At 31.8% G+C, this 18,163-nt stretch carries 12 protein-coding genes; 4 read left to right on the top strand and 8 right to left on the bottom strand.

From position 1 onward, the window contains the following. Positions 1 to 33: 33 nt before the first annotated feature. On the bottom strand, positions 34 to 1,575 hold the full coding sequence (locus ABWP78_RS00615; RefSeq protein WP_353167864.1) for a glycine--tRNA ligase: 1,542 nt from the start codon (positions 1,573 to 1,575) through the stop codon (positions 34 to 36). A 42-nt stretch (positions 1,576 to 1,617) separates the two neighbouring features. Beyond that, on the bottom strand, positions 1,618 to 2,433 hold the full coding sequence (locus ABWP78_RS00610; protein WP_353167862.1) for a DUF8428 domain-containing protein: 816 nt from the start codon (positions 2,431 to 2,433) through the stop codon (positions 1,618 to 1,620). 38 nt (positions 2,434 to 2,471) lie between these two features. On the opposite strand from ABWP78_RS00610, the gene ABWP78_RS00605 reads away from it, so the two are divergent. Together ABWP78_RS00605 and ABWP78_RS00600 are read left to right on the top strand one after the other, a co-directional pair. Further along, the gene (locus tag ABWP78_RS00605; protein ID WP_353167860.1) at positions 2,472 to 3,176 is read left to right on the top strand and encodes a ComF family protein; all 705 of its coding nucleotides are present in this window, start codon (positions 2,472 to 2,474) and stop codon (positions 3,174 to 3,176) included. Between the two features lie 71 nt (positions 3,177 to 3,247). Next, positions 3,248 to 4,846: an Ig-like domain-containing domain gene (locus ABWP78_RS00600; RefSeq protein ID WP_353167857.1), complete on the top strand. Its 1,599-nt coding sequence runs from the start codon at positions 3,248 to 3,250 to the stop codon at positions 4,844 to 4,846. Positions 4,847 to 4,908: 62 nt separating this feature from the next. Here the strand turns inward: ABWP78_RS00600 and ABWP78_RS00595 are convergent, their stop codons facing one another. The 4 genes from ABWP78_RS00595 to ABWP78_RS00580 form a co-directional block, all read right to left on the bottom strand. Beyond that, complete coding sequence (locus ABWP78_RS00595) at positions 4,909 to 5,670, bottom strand: succinate dehydrogenase/fumarate reductase iron-sulfur subunit (protein WP_353167855.1); 762 nt, start codon at positions 5,668 to 5,670, stop codon at positions 4,909 to 4,911. A 6-nt stretch (positions 5,671 to 5,676) separates the two neighbouring features. Next, complete coding sequence (locus ABWP78_RS00590) at positions 5,677 to 7,686, bottom strand: fumarate reductase/succinate dehydrogenase flavoprotein subunit (RefSeq protein ID WP_353167853.1); 2,010 nt, start codon at positions 7,684 to 7,686, stop codon at positions 5,677 to 5,679. Between the two features lie 6 nt (positions 7,687 to 7,692). Further along, entirely contained in the window at positions 7,693 to 8,610 is a 918-nt protein-coding gene (locus ABWP78_RS00585; RefSeq protein ID WP_353167852.1) for a succinate dehydrogenase cytochrome b subunit, read from the bottom strand. A gap of 156 nt (positions 8,611 to 8,766) precedes the next feature. Further along, positions 8,767 to 11,385: a WD40/YVTN/BNR-like repeat-containing protein gene (locus tag ABWP78_RS00580; RefSeq protein ID WP_353167849.1), complete on the bottom strand. Its 2,619-nt coding sequence runs from the start codon at positions 11,383 to 11,385 to the stop codon at positions 8,767 to 8,769. Between the two features lie 100 nt (positions 11,386 to 11,485). Between ABWP78_RS00580 and ABWP78_RS00575 the strand changes: the two genes are divergently transcribed. After that, positions 11,486 to 12,778 carry an aminopeptidase P family protein gene (locus ABWP78_RS00575; protein WP_353167847.1) on the top strand — a complete coding sequence of 431 codons (1,293 nt, stop codon included), beginning with the start codon at positions 11,486 to 11,488 and terminating at the stop codon, positions 12,776 to 12,778. 138 nt (positions 12,779 to 12,916) lie between these two features. Next, complete coding sequence (locus ABWP78_RS00570) at positions 12,917 to 13,696, top strand: alpha/beta fold hydrolase (protein ID WP_353167846.1); 780 nt, start codon at positions 12,917 to 12,919, stop codon at positions 13,694 to 13,696. 105 nt (positions 13,697 to 13,801) lie between these two features. Here the strand turns inward: ABWP78_RS00570 and ABWP78_RS00565 are convergent, their stop codons facing one another. Together ABWP78_RS00565 and ABWP78_RS00560 are read right to left on the bottom strand one after the other, a co-directional pair. After that, entirely contained in the window at positions 13,802 to 16,591 is a 2,790-nt protein-coding gene (locus ABWP78_RS00565; RefSeq protein WP_353167844.1) for a PD-(D/E)XK nuclease family protein, read from the bottom strand. A 65-nt stretch (positions 16,592 to 16,656) separates the two neighbouring features. Next, the gene (locus ABWP78_RS00560) at positions 16,657 to 18,084 is read right to left on the bottom strand and encodes an OmpA family protein (protein WP_353167841.1); all 1,428 of its coding nucleotides are present in this window, start codon (positions 18,082 to 18,084) and stop codon (positions 16,657 to 16,659) included. Between the last annotated feature and the right edge of the window lie 79 nt (positions 18,085 to 18,163).

Raw genomic sequence — 18,163 nt, 5'->3', positions numbered from 1 at the left:
TGAATTTGGCGTTTCTCATTTATTTTGAAGTTATTACATTTTTAATAACCAGTTTCTAACGGAAACTTCTTTGTCAATGATATTTTTTAAATCGGCAATAGCCACACGTTCTTGAAGCATCGTATCTCTGTGACGGATGGTAACTGTTTTGTCTTCCACCGTTTGATGATCTACAGTAATACAAAATGGCGTTCCTAAAGCATCTTGACGTCTGTAACGACGGCCAACAGCATCTTTTTCATCATAGGCTACGTTGAAATCCCATTTTAATTCTTCCATAATTTCTTTGGCAATTTCAGGTAACCCATCTTTTTTAACCAAAGGCAACACAGCTGCTTTTGTAGGCGCTAAAACAGAAGGCAATCGTAACACAGTTCTGGTAGAACCATCTTCTAATGTTTCTTCTTGTAGTGCTTTTGAAAATACCGCCAAGAACATTCTGTCTAAACCAACGGATGTTTCTACTACATAAGGCACGTAGTTTTTATTTTCTTCTGTATCAAAATACTGTAATTTTTTACCAGAAAATTGTTCGTGTGCTTTTAAATCGAAATCTGTACGAGAGTGAATGCCTTCTAATTCTTTAAATCCGAAAGGAAAATTAAATTCAATATCAGCCGCAGCATTTGCATAGTGTGCTAATTTTTCGTGGTCGTGAAAACGGTAATTTTCAGCACCCAAACCTAATGATTTGTGCCAATTTAATCGCGTGTTTTTCCAGTATTCGTACCATTTCATTTCTTCACCTGGTTTCACGAAAAACTGCATTTCCATTTGTTCAAATTCGCGCATTCGAAAAATAAATTGTCTTGCTACAATTTCATTTCTAAATGCTTTACCCGTTTGTGCAATTCCAAAAGGAATTTTCATTCGGCCTGTTTTTTGAACATTTAAAAAGTTAACGAAAATACCTTGTGCCGTTTCTGGACGCAAGTACAAATCCATTGCCGTATCTGCAGAAGCACCTAATTTAGTGCCAAACATTAAGTTGAACTGGCGAACTTCTGTCCAATTACGAGATCCAGAATCTGGACAAGCGACTTCTAATTCTTCAATTAAAAGTTTCACATCATCTAAATCACCTGCATCTAAACTTTTCGCCATTCTGGCTAAAATTTCGTTCTTTTTAGATAGATATTCAACAACTCTTGGGTTTGTAGTGATAAATTCTTGTTCGTTAAAAGTATCGCCAAAACGTGCCTTTGCTTTTTCAATTTCTTTTAGTGCTTTGATGTTTAATTTTTCGGCATAATCCTCAATTAAAACATCTGCACGATATCTTTTTTTAGAGTCTTTGTTATCAATCAACGGGTCGTTAAATGCGTCAACATGTCCTGAAGCTTTCCAAGTAGTTGGATGCATTAATATTGCGGCGTCTAATCCTACAATATTTTCATGCATTTGCACCATGGATTTCCACCAATATTCTCTAATATTTTTCTTTAATTCTACACCGTTTTGTGCGTAATCGTATACCGCACTTAAACCATCGTAAATTTCGCTAGAAGGGAAAATAAATCCGTATTCTTTTGCGTGCGAAACTACATTCTTAAATAAGTCTTCTTGTTTTGCCATGTTGCAAAAGTAAAAATAGGAAAGGAATTAAAAAAGTAATTTTTAATTATAATTGAAAATGGTTGAACTAATTTTTGTAGTTCCTGAATATAAGTTTATAATATATCTTCCTTTTACGGTTTTGTTTTTTTCTAAATCAATATAACTGCAGACATCTGTTACTTGTTGTTGGTATTCAAACTTTACTAATTTACTGTATTTTAAAGTAATATTATCGTTTTCGAAAGTTAGTTGCTCTACAGAAACAATATCATTTTTGGGATTAACAACTTGAACAAAAAATTCTTTTTCGCCAGTAGAAATGGATTTGTTTTTATCAACCGTAAAGCATACTCTAATTTGTTCAATTGGTTTTACTTTATTTGGCGTTTTGTTATCTGTAAGAAATTTTACACCTTTCACTTGCAAATTAGTTACTTCAAATTTAGCGTCTTTTAAAACTGTGTTTTCAGTAATTTTTGGTGCTTTAATTTCTGGTTTAATTAAAGTTCTAAGCTTTTCAATTTGTTTTAATTTCTCTTTCAACAATTTAATTGAATCTTTAATTTGATCAATTTCCTTGTTTAATTCTGCTAAATTCTTAAACTTAATATTCTTCTTTGGATCTTTTAAATCAGTAACTTTTAATGATAAATCCTGAAAACTTTCTTCAAAATTATTGTATAAATTAGAAACGGAATCATATTTAGATAGAATTTCAGATAACTGATTTTGAGTAATCAAGGTTTCTTGCTTCAAAGTATCTTGTAGTTCTATGGCAGATTTATTATCTTTATAACTTTTAAATAATACTATCAGTAAAAAAAAGGATAATAGAAGTATGGCAATCTTATATTTATTGTTTCTTTTTGAAGACATTCTTAATATTTTTACTAAAGTAAAACTAATGTTTTAATATGATAAAATTTTTCGACCAAATACATAAAAATCTGTTAAACGTGGTATTTCCTGCATTTTGTAATGGCTGTTCGAAACTACTTTTAAAAAACGAAAAAATTATTTGCACCACTTGCATGCATCATTTGCCCCTTACTCATCATCATAATTTAAAGGAACATGAAATGCATAGGGCTTTTTATGGCATAGTGCCTTTTGAATTTGGTGCTTCGCTATTATATTTTAGAAAAAAAGGGATTGCACAACAATTAATGCACAATTTAAAATATAAAAACCAACAAGAAATCGGCACTTTTTTAGGGGATATTTTTTCAAAAAACGTATTAGATTTACCTGTTTTTAATGATGTTGATGTAATAATTCCTGTGCCCTTACATAAAAAACGTCTACACGAAAGAGGATACAATCAAGTCACTACTTTTTGTGAAGCATTAGAGAAAAACTTAGCTATTCCGATTATTGATTCTGCTTTAGTAAAATCAATTAACTTAAAATCACAAATTCAAAAATCAAAACAAAATCGCTTAGAAACCAATAAAAATGTATTTTCAATTGAAAACGCTCACAAAATAGAAGGAAAACATATTCTACTTGTAGATGATATTTTTACAACTGGCGCCACTATTGAAGCGTGTGCAAAAGAAATATTAAAAATAAAAAACACCAGAATTAGCATCGTAACAATGGCATATACACAATCATAAAAATTTATTTAAATATTATGATGCGAATGAATATAATTGTTACTTTGCAGGATTAAATAGCGACATAATTAATGAAAAAAATCATAGTAATTCTTACCATAATTTCTGTAATATGTATCAGTTGTGCCAAAAGAGGTATGGTTTATGGTGGACCAAAAGATAGTATAGCACCCGTTATTGTAAAAAGTATACCGAAAAACTATGAAACCAATTTTTCCGGGAAAACTATTAAAATTGATTTTAGCGAATACATAAAAGTAAAAGACATTAACAAACAATTGATAGTGTCGCCACCTATGGCAAAAAACCCAACAATTGTACCACAAGGAAGTGCGAGTAAATTCATTTCAATTACTTTAAATGAAGATTTAAAACCGAATACTACCTACAGTTTTAATTTTGGCCAAAGTATTACAGATTATAACGAAGGCATCCCGTATTCGCAATTTAAATATGTGTTTTCAACAGGAGCATTTGTTGATTCTTTAAAGGTTTCTGGTGAAATTGTAGACGCATTTGAAAAAGAAACCGATGAATTTGTAACTGTAATGTTATATGACGCTGAAACGTATAATGATTCATTAGTCTACAAAAACAAACCCGTTTATATTACCAATACTTTAGAAAAAAACACAAAGTTTACTATTGAAAACATAAAAGAAGGTAACTATTATTTAGTGGCTTTAAAAGACAAAAACAACAATTACAATTATCAGGCAAAATCGGAAAAAATTGCCTTTAAAAAAGAAAAAATAAAAATTCCTTCAGATAGTAGTTATACTTTAAAATTATTTGCTGAAAAAAACGAAATCAAAACCTATTCGCCAACCCTTGAAAGTAATAACAAATTGTTTTTAGGGTACGAAGGCAATGCAAATGATGTGAAACTATTTTATAAAAAGAATAACATTGAAACGCCTTTACGTTTTGCAAAATCAGCGAATAAAAAATCGGATACTTTACAAGTTTTTATGCCTAAAGAATCTAAAGATTCTATACAAATCGTTGTGAAATCTGATAAGTATTTAAAAAATTATGTAGTGAAATTAAAAAAACTAAAAGAAGCAGATTCATTAAAAGTGACGCTTTTTGCTAATAAAAAATTCCAATTTAACGAAAAACTCAATTTAGAAACTACTACACCAATTAAAAAAATAAATTCCGAGAAAATATTTTTGAGAAAAAAAGATAGCAGTTTAGTTTCTTTCACAACCGAAATTAACGATTTTGAACAATTGATTTCTTTTGATTTTAAACAAGAAGAAAACGAAAAATACGAACTCGAGTTACTGCCAGGTTCCATAGAAGATGAATACGAAACTCAATCTGATAGTTTAAAATTTACCTTTGATAAAGGTGCGATAAGCGATTTTGGAAATTTAAAATTGCGATTGAAAAACATCAATAGATTTCCGTATGTGGTACAAATTTTAAATACTTCTGGAGATATCGTTAGCGAAAAATACTGCACTAAAGAAACTGAATTATATTTCGAAGCCATTCAGCCAAGCAATTATCAAGTGCGGTTGTTTTACGATGACAACAAAAATAGAATTTGGGATTCAGGAAACTTTAAAATAAAATTGCAACCTGAAGAAATGATATATTTTCCAAGTTTAATTGACGTAAGAGCGAATTGGGATGTGGATCAGGAATTGGAGTTAAAATAGTTTCAAACAAAAAGCGCATTCAAATTTGAATGCGCTTTTTGTTTTAATATTATTGTGTCTTATTAAAGTACACTTGCTTTTAAATATTCTCTATTCATACGAGCGATGTTTTCTAAAGAAATTCCTTTCGGACATTCTACTTCACATGCTCCTGTATTGGTACAATTTCCGAAACCTTCTTCGTCCATTTGACGTACCATATTTAATACTCTTTCTGTAGCTTCTACTTTTCCTTGTGGCAATAAAGCGTATTGAGATACTTTTGCTCCAACAAATAACATTGCCGAACCGTTTTTACAAGTCGCCACACAAGCACCACATCCGATACAAGCAGCTGCCATAAAGGCTTTATCTGCATCTTGTTTGTTAATTGGTGTTGCATTAGCATCTATAGTTCTACCAGAAGTATTTACAGATACGAATCCACCTACTTGTTGAATTCTGTCGAAAGCACTTCTATCTACCATTAAGTCTTTTACAACTGGGAACGCTTTACTTCTCCATGGTTCAATAAAAATAGTTTCGCCATCTTTAAATTTACGCATGTGTAACTGACAGGTAGTTGTTCCTGTATCTGGACCGTGTGCACGACCATTAATATATAACGAACACATTCCGCAAATACCTTCACGACAGTCGTGATCAAAAGAAACTGGCTCATTTTGAGTATTGATTAATTGCTCATTTAATTGGTCTAACATTTCTAAAAAAGAACTGTCTGTAGAAACATTATCTAATTTATATGTTTCCATTTTACCTTGTGCACTAGCATTTTTTTGACGCCAGATTTTAAGGTTGATATTTATATTTTTTTTAGCACTCATAATATCTTATTTATAGTTTCTAGCTGCAATTTTGATAAACTCATATTTCAATTCTTCCTTATGAAGTACTGATTTACTTGCATCGCTTCCGTTATATTCCCAAGCGGCAACATACCCAAATTTTTCATCATCACGAAGCGTTTCACCTTCAGCATCTTGATATTCTTCACGGAAATGACCACCACAAGATTCTTCACGAACTAAGGCATCTTTCGCCATTAATTGTCCCAATTCAATAAAATCTGCCACACGAAGTGCTTTTTCTAATTCTTGGTTCAATTCGTTGGCCGCACCAGGAACTCTAACATCTGCATAGAAATCTTCTCTTAATTGTCTAATTTCTTCAATCGCTTCCGTTAAGCCTTTTTCGTTTCTTGCCATACCAACTTTATTCCACATAATTAATCCTAATTTTTTGTGGAAATAGTCAACAGATTTTGTGCCGTTATTGTTAATTAATTGCTCAATAGACTGACGAACTGCATTTTCTGCATCTACGAATTCTGGTGTATCTGTAGAGATTTTACCGGTTCTAATTTCATCTGCTAAATAGTTAGAAACAGTATAAGGTAATACGAAATACCCATCGGCTAAACCTTGCATTAATGCAGAAGCTCCTAATCTGTTTGCTCCGTGGTCTGAGAAATTTGCTTCACCAGCTACGAAACAGCCAGGAATAGACGACATTAAGTTATAATCAACCCAAACTCCACCCATCGTATAATGCACGGCTGGATAAATTTTCATTGGTGTCTCATATGGGTTTTCATCTGTAATTTTTTCATACATCGTGAAAAGATTTCCATATTTTTCTTCCAACCATTGTTTTCCTAATTCCGTTATTTCTTCCTGAGTTGGATTGTGATTTCCTTTGGCATAAGCCGATTGTTTCCCTTTTGTTTGTATTTCAGAAGAAAAATCTAAATACACCCCTTCATTGGTGTCATTTGCTTCAATACCATGGCCAACATCACATACTTCTTTTGCTGCTCTTGAAGAAATATCTCGAGGAGCAAGATTTCCATAAGAAGGATATTTTCGTTCTAAGTAATAATCTCTATCTTCTTCTTTTAGATCAGTAGCTTTTAATTTTCCAATACGAATGGCTTCTGCATCTTCTTTTTTTGCAGGCACCCAAATTCGCCCAGAATTACGCAGCGATTCTGACATCAATGTCAATTTAGCTTGGTTGGTTCCATGAACTGGAATACAAGTTGGATGAATTTGTACAAAACAAGGATTGGCAAAATGCGCTCCTTTTTTGTGCACCTTCCATGAAGCAGTAACGTTACTTCCCATTGCGTTGGTTGATAAAAAATATACATTCCCATAACCACCAGAAGCAATAATTACCGCATGAGCGGAATGACGTTCTAATTCGCCAGTAATTAAATTACGAGCAATAATTCCACGAGCTTTGCCATCAACTTTTACAATGTCAAGCATTTCGTGACGGTTATACATTTTTACATTCCCTAAACCAATTTGTCTAGATAATGCAGAATACGCTCCTAATAATAATTGTTGACCTGTTTGTCCGGCGGCATAAAAAGTACGTTGTACTTGTGTTCCACCAAATGAACGGTTATCTAATAATCCACCATAATCTCTTGCAAAAGGAACTCCTTGTGCCACACATTGGTCGATAATATTTGAAGATACTTCTGCTAAACGGTGTACGTTTGCTTCACGAGCACGGTAATCACCACCTTTAATAGTATCATAAAATAATCTATAAGTACTGTCACCATCATTTTGATAGTTTTTCGCAGCGTTTATTCCTCCTTGAGCCGCAATTGAGTGTGCTCTACGAGGTGAATCTTGAAAGCAAAATGCTTTTACGTTGTAACCCATTTCTCCAAATGAAGCAGCAGCCGATGCACCTGCTAAACCTGTTCCTACTACGATTACATCAATTTTTGGTCTATTGTTTGGAGCCACCAATTTAAGATTATTCTTATGGTTGGTCCATTTTTCTGAAATATGACCTTGAGGAATTTTAGAATCTAATGCCATATGTTTTTATTTTGTAAAAAAGTGAATGTAAATTGGAATAATTGCAAATAAAAACGCAACTACAACTGAAAATGCTTTTCCAAATGATTTAATAGCTGGTGTAAATTTACCATTTGCTCCTAAAGATTGGAAAGCACTTTGAAAGCCATGCCATAAATGGAAACCTAATGCCATCATAGATAACACATAAAATATAACGAAAAACAACCCTTCGTTTGGAATTACATTGAATAATTTTCCTTTACTTTTAAAGAAAGCATAGGTTAATTTGTGTAAATCTTTGAAACCAATAAATAAAACTTCACCTGTTTTAGCGTCTTTAACAATATTTGAACCTTCGATAACTAATTTAGTAGTATTTCCAGGTTGATTATTATTTTGTTCTACTAATGTTTTTAAAGAGCCACCTGGAGGCAAAGGAATCGTCTGAATTTTAGAATCTGGTGTTCCAATAAGCATAGATTGAGATTGCCCTTGATTTCCTTGTGTTTTCGTAACTAAAGGCATGTTAGCATCAAAATGCATTTTTGCCCAAAAATTAATCATGTGTGTAGAAATAAATATCAAAACAATTGTGCCTAAAACCGCCATATTTCTTGATGAAAAACTACTGTTTTTAGAAGGATTATTCATTGCGTAACCAACAGGACGCGCTTTTTTGTTTTGAATGGCTAAATAAATTCCATCAATAGCGTGAAAAATAATAGAAATATACGTTAAATAAGAAAGTAATTTTACTGCCGGGTTGGTAGTCATAAAAAGTGCATACTTATTAAATTGTAACGCCGCTTCAATAGAGTCGCCGGCTAACAATTGTAAGTTTCCTAATAAATGCCCAACTAAAAACAAGCACAAGAACAATCCAGTAAGTGCCATCCAATATTTTTTTGCAATAGATGACTTTAAAAATGCTGATTTTGCCATAATTATAGTTAATGTTAATTTGAATATATTTAATGTAAGCAAAAATAAAGGTTATAAGTAAGACTTACAACCTTTGAAAGTTAATTTATAATCATTTTAAATGAGTTTAACATTTGTTGAATATCAACCTATTAAGTATTAGTTTTTACAAAAATCTTATCTCATTTGGTTTTTTTCTATAATTTCTAAGGTTTGCGTTTCCTTCTTTCCGTTATTTTCTAATTCAATTGTATATTTTCCTGCAGGTAAATAGTACTTTTTATTAACCGATTGGTTGATTTTTATTTTGCTATCTTTCTTCTCTATTGCGGTTTTTATTTTTTCATCAACGCTTAAATCGAAATCTACTTTAAGCATTCCTTTTTCTGCTTTATTTTGACGGTTAAAAACCACAATTCCATCTTTATTTTTTATGGTTAAAATTGTATTTGAAAGTTCTTTTACATAATACCAAATTAATACATTTGGTGTGTTTTCGGTACCCCAAGCAGAACGCTTATTTCCCCAATTTTTAGAAAAAGAAATGTTCTTTACAGGAAATAACGCTATACTGTTTGACTGTGTTTTCTCATTAATTTGTTGAATGTTCGAAAGATTCACTTTGTACAAAGAACGCCCGTGTGTAGCCACAATTAAATCTTTTTCTCTTTTTTGAATAACCAAATCGAGTACGGCAACATTTGGAATGTCGGTTGAAAAATCTTGCCAAGTTATTCCTCTATCAATAGAAATAAATAAACCAGTATCTGTACCTAAATATAAAATGTTTTCGTTTTCAGAATCTTCTAAAATCACATTCGCAGCATTTTGATTGAAATTCTCCGTTAATAATTTCCAAGTTGTGCCTAAATCTTCCGAAACATAGGCATAAGTAGTGAAATTATCATTTCTATATCCGTTTAACGTAATATAAATTCTATCGGATTTAAACGTTGAAAATCGCACACGAGATACCCATAAATTTTGCGGCAAATTAGTTGATATTTTTGTCCAATTTTCGCCGCTATCTTTTGTTACATAAACATTTCCATCATCTGTTCCGACAACTAATTTTCCAAATTTAAATTTACTTTCAGCTATGGATGTTATGGTTCCAAAAGGCACGTTCCCTTCTACTTTTCCATTGGTTAAATCGGTAGAAATTTTTTCCCAGTTTTTGCCTTGATTCATCGAACGAAACACATATTGTCCGCCAAAATAAACAACATCTTGATTGTGAGAAGACAACAAAATAGGTGCTTGCCAGTTAAATCTGTATGGCTCTTCTTTTTTATCTGCTTGAGGAGTAATGTATTTTCTTTCTCCTGAAATTCTATCTATTTTGGTATAATTTCCAAATTGATATCCCGTGTAAACCAAATTATTAGTTCTCGTATCAATTTGAACTTGCATTCCATCGCCACCGCTTAAAAATTCGTAAGGATATTTTCCGTCTTGTAACCATTCAACATTGTGTTGATAATTATTTGGACCCGCCCAAACGCCGTTGTCTTGCAAGCCACCATATACTTCGTAATTTTCTTTTTCATCTACATTAACACTATAAAATTGCCCAACGGCCTGGTTGTTGCATTTTATCCAATGTTTCCCGTTATCGAATGTAATATTCACACCACCATCGTTTCCATTTATTAGATGATTTGGATTTTTTGGATTCACCCAACAAACGTGATGATCAGAATGAACATTATCTTTACTTATTGATTCGAAAGATTTTCCTCCATCATTAGAGAATAATAAAGGAACCGCAGAAATATATAACCGATTTTCATTAGATTCATCAACAGTAATATCCGCAAAATAATATCCGTAAGAATAAAAAGCATCATCAATAAATTTGTCATTTGTCTTAATCCACGTTTTTCCAGAATCGGTGGTTTTATAAATTTCTGCACCAATTACTTCTACTTCAAACAAGGCGGCATTGGCATCTTTCGGTTTTTCGCTTGAAGCATTTGGTCGTAAATTTTGATTGTCTACAATCGCATAGGTAATATTCTCGTTATATGAAGTTAAACCAATTCTACCAATTCCAATATTAGTTGGAAAACCAGAATTGGCATTAATTTTTGCCCAAGTCGTCCCAGCATCTTCACTTTTATAAATACCTGAATGAATTCCATTTCCTTTAAAATTATTTGCTTTACGTTCCCGTTCCCATGCCGATGCGAACATAATATTTGGATTGTTTGGTGCAAAACTAATATCTATAATTCCTGTTTCGTCGTTAATATATAAAGTTTTTGTCCAATTTTTTCCTCCAGTTGTGGTTTTAAAAACGCCTCGTTCTTCATTCTTTGAATACAAATGCCCTAAAACACCTACTACAATTTCATCAGAATCATTAGGATTAATCCAAATTTTAGAAATATGATGACTATCTGTCAAACCAATATTAGTCCAAGTTTTGCCTTTATCTGAAGATTTCAAAACCCCAATTCCAGCATAAGACGAACGAGAAGAATTTACTTCACCTGTTCCAACCAAAATTAATCCCGAATTCCAATCTACAGTAACACAACCTATATTCTGAGTAGGCGCAGCATCCATTACGGGTTCAAAACTGGTTCCGTTATTGTTGGTATACCACAAGCCTCCAGAAGCGTATGCCGCATAAAATTCAGTTGGATTTTGAGGATTGACAGCTAAATCGACTATCCTGCCGCTCATTATTGTAGGTCCAATATTCTGAAAAGCAACAGATTGAAAATTATTGTCTTGAGACAAAGAAATGAACGTAGTAAGAATAGAAATTAAAAATATAACTTTTTTCATTTTTATATAATTTGATTTGTTTTCAAAATTAATAGAATTATTTGACAACTATTTGTTTGAAAGTTATTAATTTTGAAAACTTTACTAATATTTTTAAAAAATGAAATATTTACCAATAAATCGAGAACTTTTTATTAAAAACCGTAAAAACTTTATGGCGCAAATGAAGCCAAACGGTGTTGCTGTTTTTAATTCGAATGATATTTATCCTGTTTCTGCAGATAGTACGTTGCCATTTGCACAACATCGGGATATTTTTTACTTATCTGGTGTGGATCAGGAAGAAAGCATTTTATTATTATTTCCAGATGCTCCATATGAGCACTTGAAAGAAGTACTTTTTTTAAAAGAAACCAACGAACATATTGCCATTTGGGAAGGCGAAAAACTTACCAAAGAACGTGCTTTTGAAGTAGCGGGAATCAAATCGGTATATTGGTTACAAGATTTTCATAAAGTGTTAAAAGAAGTGATGATGTATGCCGATACGATGTACATAAACACCAATGAACATTACCGAGCAGCAGTAGAAACAGAAACACGTGAAGATCGTTTTATAAAATGGTGGAAAAACGAATATCCTGCGCATAAAGTAGAAAAATCAAATCCAATTTTACAGCGTTTACGTTCTGTAAAAGACCAAATTGAATTGTATTTAATTCAAAACGCGTGTAATATTACAGAAAAAGGAGTGCGAAGATTATTAAATTTCGTAAAACCTGGCGTAACCGAGTATGAAATTGAAGCGGAATTGGCTCACGAATTTCTTCGTAATCGTTCTAAAGGTTTTGCTTATACGCCAATTATAGCTTCAGGAAACAATGCAAATGTGTTGCATTACATAGAAAACAACCAAGTTTGTAATGCTGGCGATTTAATTTTGTTAGATGTTGGTGCAGAATATGCCAATTATTCTTCCGATTTGACTCGTATGATTCCGGTTTCTGGAAAATTTTCTGACAGACAAAAAGCGGTTTACAACGCTGTTTTAAATGTAAAAAACGAAGCTACAAAAATGTTGATTCCAGGTACAAATTGGAAACAATACCACGTAGAAGTTGGTAAAATTATGACTTCTGAATTAATAGGTTTAGGTTTAATCACGAAAGCAGATGTTCAAACTGAAAACCCAGAATGGCCAGCATATAAAAAATATTTTATGCACGGTACTTCGCATAATTTAGGATTAGATACGCACGATTATGGCTTGCTACACGAACCAATGGAAGCAAATATGGTTTTCACGGTAGAACCAGGGATTTATATTCCTGCAGAAGGTTTTGGAATTCGTTTAGAAGATGATGTAGTAATTCAACCAAAAGGAGAACCTTTCAACTTAATGAAGAATATTCCTATTGAAGCAGATGAAATTGAATCGATTATGAATAGTTAGATTTGTTTCAAGTTTCAAGTTTCAGGTTTCAGGTTAAACGGTTTGCGAAAGTGAGCCGTTTTTTTTGAACACAAAAAACATTGCGTGCTTTGCGAAAAAACTTTGTGCTCTTTGCGTTTAAACTCTACATTTGTATCTATGAAAAACACCCACTTCAAAAACACAAAAATTGCTTTTACAGATACTGGAAAAGGCAATGCGGTTATTTTGTTACATGGTTTTTTGGAGAATAGTACCATGTGGGATTATTTGGCGCCTGTTTTAGCTAAAAAAAACCGGTTGATTTGTATTGATTTGTTAGGTCACGGGAAAACAGATTGTTTAGGATACATCCATAGCATGGAAGACATGGCGGATGCTGTTCATCATGTTATTTCCGAATTGAAAATCAGAAAAGCAGTTTTCATTGGACATTCTATGGGCGGTTATGTGGCATTGGCTTTTGCCGAATTATATCCAGAATTTATGAAAGGTTTGGTGCTATTAAATTCGACATCTCGTACCGATAGCGAGGAACGCATTGCAAATAGAACTCGTGCAATAAAAGCAGTGAAGCAAAATTATGTGGCTGCTGTCAGAATGAGTATCGCTAATTTATTTTCAGAGGAAAACAGAACAAAGCTTTTGGAACAAATTGAATGGGTTCGAGAAGAAGCGCTTCAAACACCATTACAAGGAATTATTGCCGCTCAAGAAGGCATGAAATTAAGAAAAGACCGAGAAGTAATTTTGCATTTTGCCACCTACCCAATTTTATTAATTTTAGGAAAAAAAGATCCTGTTTTAAATTACGAAGATAATTTAGAACAAATTGAAGGCACAAATGTAAAACTAATAACTTTTAACGACGGACATATGAGTCACCTCGAAAACCAAGCGGAATTGGAAAAAGTTATAGTTGGATTTTTGAAATCTTAACCACAAAGCTCACAAAGATTTCGCAAGGCACGGAAAACTTATACAAGATATATATAAAACCCCTTTGCAATCTTCGTAATTAACTTTGCGTTTTTGTGACAAAAATTATTTAATCACTTCTTTAAAAGAAATATCAGGATTTAAAATTTCTTGAATTAAAATTACCAATTCTTCTTTAAAATTTTCTAAAAATTCAGTTGTAATTACTGTTTCACCAACTATGCCTCTTCCTTTGCCAAATGCAAAAGGTAAAAATCCAGCTTTCATGTTTTTAAACGAGAATATTCCGACTTCCACATTATAATTTCCTTTTAAAGGATTGGTTTGAAACATTAATGCATAACATAATAATTGAATAATTTTATCATTAGCCAAATCGAGTGTTAAACCTTCAAAAGTATTTATTTTTAATTTATTGGCTTCAACTTTACCTGTTTTGTAATCAATGATTCGAATCGTGTTATTTCGCAACTCAATTCTATCTACTTTTCCTGAAATTTTAACTGAATATGGTAAATTATGATGCTCAAATATGGTGTCGTGTGATTTTTCCAAAGACAAAATAAATAATTCATCTCCATTTTCTATGTTTTGTTTTTCTTGGGTTAAAAAGTTATAAATGTTTCTTTTAGCCACTTCGAAAGCAATTAAATTTTTCCCTTTTTTTATTTCTCCTTCTTTATAAACTTCAATAAATTTTTCTAATGTAATGGCTTCTATATTTTGAATCATCACATCAATATCTGAAACTTGAATTTGAATATTTTTACCTTCAAAAGGAGCGTACATTTTCTCTAATACTTCGTGGATTATGGTTCCTAAAGTATTAAGAGCAACATTTTCTTCTACCTCATCATTTTCGCGGACGCCTAATATTCGTTGGTAATAAAACTGAATAGGATTTCGCAAATAATTGGTTAATGATGAAGGCGAAAAACCTTTTATAATTGCAATTTCTTCTAATCGATCTAAAATAGGTTGTGTTTTTATTACCTCTATTGGCTGATAAATTGTATCAGGTTTAATTGCGTTATAAAACACCTTTTTAAAATTATGATTTGGCAAATGTTCAATCTCTAATTGAGTAATAAAACGACTTTTCTCGCCAGAATCAATACCTTCAGAATGAGTATTATATAACAAGTAAATGTTTTTAGCCCGTTGTAATAAACGATAAAAATGATAGGTAAAGATGGCATCCCGTTCTTTATATGTTGGCAATCCTTTTTCTAATTTTACATCGTATGGAATAAAGGAATTGTTCGATTTACCACCAGGTAATTTACCTTCATTTAACGAAGTAATAATTACATTTTCGAAATCCAAAACACGACTTTCTAAAATTCCCATAATTTGGAGACCTTTGAGTGGTTCGCCTTCAAAAGAAACCTGAGCCTGATCAATAACTTGTTTATAGATAGTGAATAAAATTTCTAAGTTTTCAATGTTTTTATACGATTCATAATAATTTGTAATCTTTAAAACTACATTATATATTGAAAAAACAAATGCTTTGGTAACTTTATCTTGTTCGTTTTGATTACTTAAATGTGTTTTAATGTAAATTAGAATGACTTTTAATTTCTCTAAAATTTTATTTACAGATACATTCCAATCGAAAAACAAATGTTGCACCAATTCATTACTCGATAAATTGTATTTATAAAATAATTCGCTTAGTCGATTACTGGTAATAAAGGTTAAATTAGAATTTTTTATAATTTTTACTACTTCATTCGCTTGAATACTCGAAATAATTAACGGATTATTTAATATTTCTAATACTTCTTTATAGTAAAATACACTTTGTTTTTTATTTCTATTTTGAGCATTTAAATGCAGTTGAAATAATTTGTAAATTAATATTTGTGCTGGATTATTTTTACTCGGATAACCCATCGTAATATTTAAATTTTCAACCTCGATAGGCAACGCATTTAAAATAGGTATTAGAATATTTTCTTCACTTAAAACAAGTGCAGTATTTTCTAATGATTTGTTTTCAAATACGATTTTTTCTATAATTTTTCCTGCAATTTTTGCCTGACCAATAGATTTTGGTGTCCCGATAACTTCAATTTTTTTATCATTTGAAAAAGCATCGGTAATCCAATTAAAAGGATGGGTTTCAAAATGTTTCCAAGAGTTTTTTATTCTTCGCAAAAACAAACCAGCATCGTGGAATTCATCTTTTAAAAAAACAGCATCTATATCCCAAAACACAGAGGCTTTATTATGTTCCAATAAACATTTAATTATAGTTTCTTCCGAGGCATTCAACGCATTAAAACCAGCAAATACAAATGTTTTGTCTTCGGATTTTTTTGCAAAAGCTAAACAATTTTCTGATGCTTTTCTATATAGTAAACCTTGATAACCTACTTTTTTGTTTAGTAAATGTTCTGAAAATTTTTGATAATAGAACGGCATTAATTTCCAAAATTCTAAATGGTTTGCAATTAATTTAGATTGGTTATTTACATTTGGAGTCCAATGTTTAATACGTTCAATATCTAATAAATAGGAGAAAATTTCATTCTGATTGATAAGATATCTGTCGATTTCATTAAAATCTTGAATTAACGTAACCGCCCAACTTGAAAATTTTTCAAAATCTTGCTGTTTTGATTTTTTAGTAGTATCCAAATAAACAATATAAAACTCAAACAAAAGCTCAATATTATCTAATGTTCTTAATTGCGCGATTTCCTCAATTAGCATTTCAATACTAATTATTTTAGGAGCTAAAAAAGTTGTAGAAGATTGTTTTTTTAATTCTTCAATTAAAAAAATCTTTGCTCTTTTGTTTGGTAAAACAATGTTTGTATTATGTAACGATGAAGAATTATTACTTAATAACTCTTTTGCCAGTTTAGATAAAAATGATGCATCCATGGCAATAAAGATAAAAAAAAGGTCTCAATTAATTGAGACCTTTTTAAAATATTATGAGAGAAAAATTATTTTACTAATTTAACTTCAACTCTTCTGTTTTGAGCTTTTCCTGCTTTAGTTGCATTTGTTGCAGCTGGTTTAGCTTCACCAAAACCTTCAGATGTTAATCTGTCAGAAGCAATACCATTATCAATTAAGAAAGATTTTACAGCTACAGCTCTATTTTGAGATAACACTAAGTTAGCATCGTCTTTACCGTCTGAATCAGTATGTCCTTCCAAAGCGAATTTAGCTGTTGGATATTCTTTTAAGATAGCAACAATTGCTTGTAAAACTGAATACGTTTGTTTTTGGAAAGATGATTTTGCAGAATCAAATAAGATTGTTTTTGCATAATCATTTAATTTCTTCAATGTGTCTTCAGATACTTCTGGACATCCGTTATTTGCAACAGTTCCTGCTACAGTTGGACATTTGTCATCTTTATCTAAAACTTTATCACCATCAGTATCAGGCCATGGGCATCCACCGTTAGCTTTTTCACCTTTTACAGTAGGACATTTGTCGTTTTGATCAGCTATTCCATCACCATCAGCATCTGGACAACCTTTTAAAACTGGTAAACCAGCTACATCAACACAAGCATCATCTTTATCAGCAACACCATCACCATCTTGGTCAGGACATCCATTCATTTCTGGAGTACCTGCTTCATCTGGACAAGCATCTGCTGAATCTTGAATACCATCTAAATCAGTATCAGGACAACCTTTGAATGCAGCTAATCCTTTAACTTCTGGACAAGCATCTTCAGCATCAATAATACCGTCATCATCTTTATCTTTAGCACCAAATTGGAATTTTATACCTGCTTGATTAAAGAAATGTGTTGGAATATCAGCGTTAGCCGCTCTATTGTCGTCAAAACTAGATTTATATGTAGAAGCTATTGTGAAAGCTACATTTTTAGCAAACCACAAGTTTAATCCCCAACCAGCATTAACTGTACCTGCTGAAGCATCACCCATAAAAACATAACCTCCTCCTAAATTTAAAGATGGGTCAAACCATTTAGATTTTAATAAACTTTTAAAACTGTAAGAAACCGCAGCATCTAAACCATAATAGTTTAAATCACCTGGGTTACTAACAACCATACCTCTTGCATCTGCACCAACTACAGTTGGTTTAAAGTCTACAAATTTGGTAACTTTATTAAAAGATCCAGTCATTCCTAAAGAAAAACCATCTCCAACGTATTTAGATACGCTTAGGTAAGATACAGAAGGAACAATATTCCAATTGTCTTTCATATCTAATGCTTGAGAATACGTTTTTTCAAAAAAACCTAATCCACCTCTACTAGCACTTACTCTAGTGTCTACTGCATTTACTCCAAAAGACACAGCCCATGGATTAATGTTATCTTGTGCTTGTGACGCTAATCCAACAAACAACAAAGCAGCAGAAAATAATTTGTTCAAATGTTTCATACTTTTTATTTAATTTAATTACAATTCATTATATTTAAGAGCAAAAGTAATATGTTTTTTGTAATTCACAAAACTTTTG

Source organism: Flavobacterium sp., assembly GCF_040402955.1.
In the GTDB taxonomy this organism is placed as follows: domain Bacteria; phylum Bacteroidota; class Bacteroidia; order Flavobacteriales; family Flavobacteriaceae; genus Flavobacterium.
This window is presented reverse-complemented; position numbering and strand designations above follow the sequence as displayed.

Bases quoted from the DNA above. Each gene is read 5' to 3' on its own strand.
- ABWP78_RS00580 (WP_353167849.1), bottom strand. From the start codon at position 11,385: ATGAAAAAAGTTATATTTTTAATTTCTATTCTTACTACGTTCATTTCT.
- ABWP78_RS00560 (WP_353167841.1), bottom strand. From the start codon at position 18,084: ATGAAACATTTGAACAAATTATTTTCTGCTGCTTTGTTGTTTGTTGGA.
- ABWP78_RS00575 (WP_353167847.1), top strand. From the start codon at position 11,486: ATGAAATATTTACCAATAAATCGAGAACTTTTTATTAAAAACCGTAAA.
- ABWP78_RS00570 (WP_353167846.1), top strand. From the start codon at position 12,917: ATGAAAAACACCCACTTCAAAAACACAAAAATTGCTTTTACAGATACT.
- ABWP78_RS00600 (WP_353167857.1), top strand. From the start codon at position 3,248: ATGAAAAAAATCATAGTAATTCTTACCATAATTTCTGTAATATGTATC.
- ABWP78_RS00565 (WP_353167844.1), bottom strand. From the start codon at position 16,591: ATGGATGCATCATTTTTATCTAAACTGGCAAAAGAGTTATTAAGTAAT.
- ABWP78_RS00605 (WP_353167860.1), top strand. From the start codon at position 2,472: ATGATAAAATTTTTCGACCAAATACATAAAAATCTGTTAAACGTGGTA.
- ABWP78_RS00610 (WP_353167862.1), bottom strand. From the start codon at position 2,433: ATGTCTTCAAAAAGAAACAATAAATATAAGATTGCCATACTTCTATTA.
- ABWP78_RS00585 (WP_353167852.1), bottom strand. From the start codon at position 8,610: ATGGCAAAATCAGCATTTTTAAAGTCATCTATTGCAAAAAAATATTGG.
- ABWP78_RS00595 (WP_353167855.1), bottom strand. From the start codon at position 5,670: ATGAGTGCTAAAAAAAATATAAATATCAACCTTAAAATCTGGCGTCAA.
- ABWP78_RS00615 (WP_353167864.1), bottom strand. From the start codon at position 1,575: ATGGCAAAACAAGAAGACTTATTTAAGAATGTAGTTTCGCACGCAAAA.
- ABWP78_RS00590 (WP_353167853.1), bottom strand. From the start codon at position 7,686: ATGGCATTAGATTCTAAAATTCCTCAAGGTCATATTTCAGAAAAATGG.